Origin of the sequence: Flavobacterium araucananum (assembly GCF_002222055.1) — a bacterium.
GTDB classification, from domain to species: Bacteria; Bacteroidota; Bacteroidia; order Flavobacteriales; family Flavobacteriaceae; genus Flavobacterium; species Flavobacterium araucananum.
In genome coordinates this window covers 1-7,116 of the sequence record NZ_MUGS01000043.1, presented here as the reverse complement: position 1 = coordinate 7,116, position 7,116 = coordinate 1, and the positions used below count along the sequence as shown (strand labels likewise).

Annotated in this window: 6 protein-coding genes; all 6 read right to left on the bottom strand. The window is 33.0% G+C overall.

What is annotated here, in order from left to right; genetic code table 11:
- Nucleotides 1–62: 62 nt before the first annotated feature.
- Entirely contained in the window at nucleotides 63–1,841 is a 1,779-nt protein-coding gene (gene rpsA / locus B0A64_RS18400) for a 30S ribosomal protein S1 (protein WP_089480965.1), read from the bottom strand.
- 793 nt (nucleotides 1,842–2,634) lie between these two features.
- On the bottom strand, nucleotides 2,635–2,961 hold the full coding sequence (locus B0A64_RS18395; RefSeq protein WP_089480966.1) for a helix-turn-helix domain-containing protein: 327 nt from the start codon (nucleotides 2,959–2,961) through the stop codon (nucleotides 2,635–2,637).
- 165 nt (nucleotides 2,962–3,126) lie between these two features.
- Nucleotides 3,127–4,503 (bottom strand): nucleoside permease, encoded by a 1,377-nt coding sequence (locus tag B0A64_RS18390; RefSeq protein ID WP_089480964.1) that lies wholly within the window; start codon nucleotides 4,501–4,503, stop codon nucleotides 3,127–3,129.
- A gap of 69 nt (nucleotides 4,504–4,572) precedes the next feature.
- Nucleotides 4,573–5,265 (bottom strand): (d)CMP kinase, encoded by a 693-nt coding sequence (cmk, locus tag B0A64_RS18385; RefSeq protein WP_089480963.1) that lies wholly within the window; start codon nucleotides 5,263–5,265, stop codon nucleotides 4,573–4,575.
- Nucleotides 5,266–5,425: 160 nt separating this feature from the next.
- The gene (locus B0A64_RS18380) at nucleotides 5,426–6,025 is read right to left on the bottom strand and encodes a murein L,D-transpeptidase catalytic domain-containing protein (RefSeq protein WP_089480962.1); all 600 of its coding nucleotides are present in this window, start codon (nucleotides 6,023–6,025) and stop codon (nucleotides 5,426–5,428) included.
- A 4-nt stretch (nucleotides 6,026–6,029) separates the two neighbouring features.
- Nucleotides 6,030–7,049, bottom strand: a complete 1,020-nt coding sequence (porQ, locus tag B0A64_RS18375) for a type IX secretion system protein PorQ (RefSeq protein WP_089480961.1) — start codon at nucleotides 7,047–7,049, stop codon at nucleotides 6,030–6,032.
- Nucleotides 7,050–7,116 lie beyond the last annotated feature (67 nt).

Below are 7,116 nucleotides of genomic sequence, written 5' to 3'. Positions count from 1 at the left end.
TATAAAGCAAAAAAAAGTCCCACATTGCTGTGGGACTTTCTATATTTAGAAAAACGTAAGAATTATTTTTTCTCTGTTTTTTCCATTTTAGCTTTCAATGCAGCTAATACATCATTGTTATCTCCTAAAGTTGCAGCTGGTGCATTTGTAGATGAGTTAGATGAAGTATTTTCAGTTGCAGTTTTCACATTTTTCTCTTCTTCTTCACGGAAGATAGCAGTGTGAGAAGCAACTACTCTTTTGAATTCTTTGTTAAATTCAATTACTTTGAAATCAGCAGTATCCCCTTTTTTCAATTTCTTTCCGTCTTCTTTTTCAAGGTGACGAGTAGGAATGAAAGCAACGATATCATCTCCGAATTCTACAGTAGCTCCTTTGTCAACGATTTCAGAAATTTCACCATTGTGGATAGTTCCTACAGCGAAAGAATCTTCGTATTGATCCCAAGGATTAGCAGTAGTTTGTTTATGACCTAAAGATAATTTACGTCCTTCAACATCTAATTCTAATACTACTACATCAAGTTTTTCACCAACATTTACAAACTCAGATGGGTGTTTGATTTTCTTAGTCCAAGATAAGTCAGAGATGTAAATTAATCCATCAATTCCTTCTTCTAATTCTACGAAAATACCAAAGTTTGTAAAGTTTCTAACGATACCTGTATGTTTAGAACCTACCGGGTATTTAGAAGTAATATCAGTCCATGGATCCTGAGTCAATTGTTTGATACCTAATGACATTTTACGGTCATCTCTATCTAAAGTTAAGATAACAGCCTCAACAACATCTCCAACTTTTACGAAATCCTGAGCAGAACGTAAATGTGTAGACCATGACATTTCAGAAACGTGGATTAAACCTTCAACACCTTCTGCAACTTCGATAAATGCACCGTAATCAGCGATTACAACTACTTTACCTTTTACTTTATCACCAATAGTTAAATTAGCATCTAAAGCATCCCATGGGTGAGCGTTTAATTGTTTCAATCCTAATTGAATTCTTGTTTTCTCATCATCGAAATCAAGGATTACAACGTTTAATTTTTGGTCTAATTCAAGAACTTCACTTGGGTGGTTAATACGACTCCAAGAAAGGTCAGTAATGTGAATTAATCCATCAACACCACCTAAGTCAATAAACACACCATAAGAAGTAATGTTTTTAACAACACCTTCTAATACTTGTCCTTTTTGTAATTGACCGATGATTTCTTTTTTCTGTACTTCGATATCAGCTTCGATAAGCGCTTTATGAGATACAACAACGTTTTTGAATTCGTGGTTAATTTTTACCACTTTGAATTCCATCATTTTGTTTACATATACATCGTAGTCTCTAATTGGCTTAACGTCAATTTGAGATCCTGGTAAGAAAGCTTCAATTCCAAAAACGTCAACGATCATACCACCTTTAGTTCTGCATTTTACAAAACCATTAACGATTTCTCCTGTTTCGTTTGCAGAAATAACTCTATCCCATGATTTAATAGTACGTGCTTTTCTGTGAGATAATACTAATTGACCTGTTTTGTCCTCACGGATGTCGATTAATACTTCTACTTTATCACCAACTTTTAAGTTTGGGTTGTAACGGAATTCGTTTAAAGAAATAACACCTTCCGATTTTGCGTTGATATCAACGATTACGTCTCTATCTGTAATTCTAACAACTACACCTTCTACTACTTCTTCTTGATCTGTAGCGATGAAAGTTTTTGATACTAAGTCTTCGAATTCTTGTAAGTTTTTCTCATCTACTGCATCGATACCTTCTTCGAAGTTATGCCAGTTAAAATTTGCTAAAAACTCTTCTTGTGATTTTAATTGTTCAGACATGCTGATAAAAAATTTGTATTCTGTTTTTCTCGAGTTTCTTAAAGTGATAGAAAAAACAGAAGTTGTTTTACATAAATAGTTGATACCTAATGGAAACTCTTCTCTACCAAAAGGTTTGCAAAATTAATACATTTATTTGTAATAGCAAAACAATTCTATATCATTATCACTCTATTGTTCAGGAGCAGAAGATTTCCTGTTTTTAAAGACCTTAAGTCCCGCTTTCGCTCCTATCTTTTATGCACGCCGCGGCGGACATAAAAGGATAACCGCTCTATCGGGGCTACATTAGAAGTTTTGTACTTTTAAGTATCTTATTACAACAAACTCAATAGTCCTCGGAGCCTCGGGATAAAAACTTTTAGGTTTACTACTCGCGGCTATCTTTGTCAAAGTTTTAAACCAAGAGTGTAGGGAACTTTTATAAAAGCTCAATTTTAAAGTTAATCTGTGCATTTTTGTCAATTCGACGGAGGAGACTCTAGCAATAGCACTATAGATTTTTCCTTAACTTAATGAGATTGAGCTATCGGGAGCTAAGATTTACGCAAAGGTTCGCAAAGATTAATTTATAGCTTTGCGAACCTTTTTGCATATAATATTACAAGCATTGCCCGAGGTTTCAACCTTGGGGCGCAATATCTGATCGCATATACTTTGTGTCCCAAGCTTGAAACCTTGGGCTAGGTTTTAAATACGATTATAATTTTAGAGTTTAAAACCAAGGCTGTAAGGAACTTTGGTTTTAAACTTTGACAAAGATTTGAAACCTTGTTCTATCTTTGTCAAAGGTTTAGGATACTTGTAAGATCTTATCTTCAATTTTTACATTAAAACTTATTTCAGCCTTTAATGCTTTAAAAACTTTAATTATAGTATCAATTGTTGCACTATTAGTACTGCTTTCTAATTTAGATATCTGAGCTTTTTTAACTCCAATTAATTCTCCTAATTGTTCTTGAGTAAGATTCCTTTCTTTTCTTGCAGTTTTAATCATTTTCCCCAAAATATCCATATTAAGTTCATATTCATATTGATCTCTTTCAGGTGTGCCTATTTTCCCAATAACTTCATCTTTCATTTCAGAAAGCGAATACGATTTCATTTCATTTTTGGTCATAATTTCATTTTGTTTTACTTTCAAAATATTTCACGTGTTTACCTATAGCAAAAACACCACAAAAGTTTCTAAATTTAGAAACTTTTGTGGTGTTTTTTATTTTTATAATACTATCTAATCTTTTCTTTATCTGATTTAAAGAAAGATTATATATGTTTTTATTCTTTAATGACTCAAATTCTCAATCTCTTTCGGATCATGTTTATGTTTAAATAAAACAGCAAAAGCAATTGCAATAACCAAAGCATAAGCGGCGAATGACAGCCAGATTGTATGCCAGTCTTTCATCAAAATTGGATTTGTAAAAATTCCGTCTGTAGAAATTGTATTTCCCTGACCTTTTACAAAATCCAGCATTTTTGAATTTGAAGCATCCGTTTGTAAAAATCCGGCCAATTCAGTTGTATTGTGAAATGATTTTGTAAAGAAACGATCAATTGCCCAACCAGAAGTTAAACTTCCTAAAACCGCTCCCACTCCATTGGTCATCATCATGAATAAACCTTGTGCAGATGAACGTATTTTAGAATCGGTATTACTTTCTACGAATAATGAACCTGAGATATTAAAGAAATCAAATGCCATTCCGTAAACGATACACGACATAATAATCATCCATAAACCACCAACAGGGTCTCCAAAAGCAAATAATCCAAAACGTAAAACCCAAGCCAGCATACTGATCAACATTACTTGCTTGATTCCAAAACGTCTTAAGAAAAACGGAATAGCCAAAATAAATAAGGTTTCTGATACCTGAGAAATTGACATTATAATAGTCGAATACTGAATCACAAATGAATCTGCATATTTAGGAAAATGTTTGAACTCATCAAGAAACACATCTCCATAGGCATTTGTTAATTGCAAAGCACCTCCTAAAAACATAGAAAACACAAAAAACAAAGCCATTTTATAATTTCCAAACAACTTGAAGGCCTCTAAGCCTAATGTTTCAGTTAAAGAAGCATCTTCTTTAGTCAAACGTTGTGGTTCGCATTTTGGTAACGTAAAAGCATAAATACCAAGGATCAAGGCTCCAACTCCTGCAATATAAAACTGATATTCAGTAGCTTTACTTCCACTTAGATTAGTAATCCACATGGCTGCAATAAAACCAATAGTTCCCCAAACACGAATGGGCGGGAAATCTTTTACGATATTTTTATTATTTAATTTTAACGAAGTATACGAAATCGAGTTACTTAGAGCAATAGTGGGCATATAACAACACATTGCGGCAAACATTACATATATAAAATTATCCGGCGTAGTGACATGTGCAATACCAAATAAAACTACTGCATAAAGTATATGCAAAAAGCCATACAATTTTTCTGCGTTTACCCATCTGTCGGCAATAATTCCCGTAAGTGTAGGCATGAATAAAGAAGCAATTCCCATGGTTCCGAAAACGAGACCAAACTGAGTTCCTTCCCAATTTTTAGTTCCAAACCAATAATTCCCAATTGTTATAAGCCAGGCTCCCCAAACAAAGAATTGAAGAAAGCTCATTATAATCAACCTGTTTTTAATTCCCATAAGATGAAATTGTCTTTAAAATATAAATGAAGCGGTAAAACTACCATTAAAATAAATAATCTACAAAATTTAATTCGTTTTAATAACTTCATTTACCAATTCTAATACAGCAGCAAACTGTTCCTCTCTATTTAAGTAAGAATTATCAATTTCTACAGCATCATCAGCGATCACCAAAGGCGAATCTTCCCGGTGTGTATCGATATAATCTCTTTCGACTACATTTTTTAAAACCTCTTCATAAGAAACATTATCCCCTTTTTGCTGTAATTCATCAAAACGTCTTTGCGCACGTGTTTCAGCACTTGCTGTCATGAAAATTTTCAATTCAGCAGCAGGAAAAACAACAGTCCCTATATCCCTGCCATCCATAACGATAGCTTTATTTTTTCCCATTTCCTGTTGCTGTTCTACTAATTTAGAACGTACTTCTGAAACTTCGGCAACTTTACTAACAAAGTTAGAAACTTCGATAGTTCTAATTTGTTTTTCGACATTCTCGCTATTCAGATACATTTCGGCAAAACCCAAATCAGTATTAAATTTAAATTCCAGTACAATTTTTGGTAAACTATCAATCAAAGCTTTTTTATCAAAAAAATCAGCTCCAATAAACTTATTCTGCATAGCAAAATATGCCACTGCGCGGTACATTGCTCCGGTATCTACATAAACATATTCTAACTCTTTTGCCAATTGTTTTGCCAAAGTGCTTTTTCCTGTTGAGGAGTATCCATCAATTGCAACGGTAATTTTTTTCATTTTTTATTTTAATTTATTGTGGTGGCACTTAAGGCTCTTTTATGTAAGACGAAAAGAAAATTTAAAACAAACACAAAAAAAATTATCAGTAAAAAAATATTTACTGATAATAATATCATTCAATGTAAAGTTTGATTTTATTGCTGTTAACTATCTTTATTTAATAGTAAATATCTAAGATAATATTTGATTTTGAAGTATCAATATATTTTTCAATTCTTTTAAAGAATTGCTCGTTTACCATTGGGCATCCATGACTATTGCTAATATAATAATCCTGCTCTTCATAAGGTACTGCAGAATAATAATGTAAAACTATAGCTCTCGATAAAGCATTATTATTGGTTTCATCTAAGCCACTTAATCGATATGCTTTACCAAAAATTCCTTTGTAATTTTTTCCGATCGCATATCTTCCTAATGCTGTACAATTAGAATTGGCAGAGTTACTAAATTTCAAGCTGCCTTTTACTCCTGTTTCTGATCCAGATCCGTGGGCCACTAATCCCTGATCGAGAATTTTATTGTTTACTAAGTCATAAACAAAAAAACGATTTTTGCCGGATGGTATTCTCATGTCGACAAAAAAAGCAATCTTAGTATTGTATTTAGGATCAATACTAATCATATTTCTTATTTCACTAACTCTGGTATTCATTCTTTCTACTTCCAGAGTGGTCATAGCTTCTTCTTTATAGTAGTGTTTTGAACCCGTTAAAACCCCTACAGTCATAAACAAAAACAAACTGAATATTTTCATATAATTATTGAAAATTTAAAATTAGACCAAAAAGACTTGTATTTGCTGCCAATGTATATCTTGAATACGAATAATTAAATTTTAACTTATTCATTTTTAATCCAAACCCTAATGAAACTCCTGAAAAATTACGTTGCTCATCAACTCTCAATTCTTCACCTCTTCTAAAATTATATCCTAAACGTATATTAAATGCTTTTTTTGGAAAAAGCTCCACACCCAAAACAACATGTCGCAAAGCATTATTTACAAACGAAACTTTCTCTTCACTTGTTGAACCGTCTATGTTGGTTCCTCCACGAACAGGGTTCGAAAAAGAGATATTCCATTGTTGCAAATTCTCTAAAGAAAAATGCCAGCGAATGGGTACGTGCTCTAATTCTTGCGAAGCCCCCGCAATGATTTCAAATGGTAATTTTTCCTGTATTCCTGAGTATGTTGTAAACTGTGTACCAATATTACGAATTACCAGCGCCAAATTTACATCATTTTTTTCAATTATATACAAAAAGCCTAAATCAATTGCACCTCCAATAGAATTATAACTTTCTAAGGTTGAAGTTATTAACTTTACATTTGTACCAACATGTATGTCTGTATAAGGTATATTATATGCGTAACCTAATGATAGCGCGCCTTCGCTTCCTGTAAAATCTGATGTTGCCTGACCATTTTCGTCATAACCTTCAAATGAGCCATAGTTTACATAACTTACTCCGGCATAGAATGTTTGCACATGCCTGTCGTAAGTATAAGCATAAGAAGCAGTTCCATAAGAAGCTTCTCCGTAATAACTACCATAATTCATCGCCAGGTGATTGTCCATATCTTCGTTTAAAGCTGCTGGATTAGACATAACCTGATTGACATCTTCATCATAAATCGTTATATTTTTGCCTCCTAACGCTGCTTGCCTGGGAGAAGTCGTCAAATTAAGAAATTGATAGGTGTAGCGCCCTCCAATTTGTCCGAAAGAAACCGAACAAATTAACATAAAAAAAAGTAAAACAAATCGTTTTAACATGCTTTTGGGGCGATTCCTATATGGGAATAACGCAACTGCGAAGATAAAATTATATAAGTAATAAAAT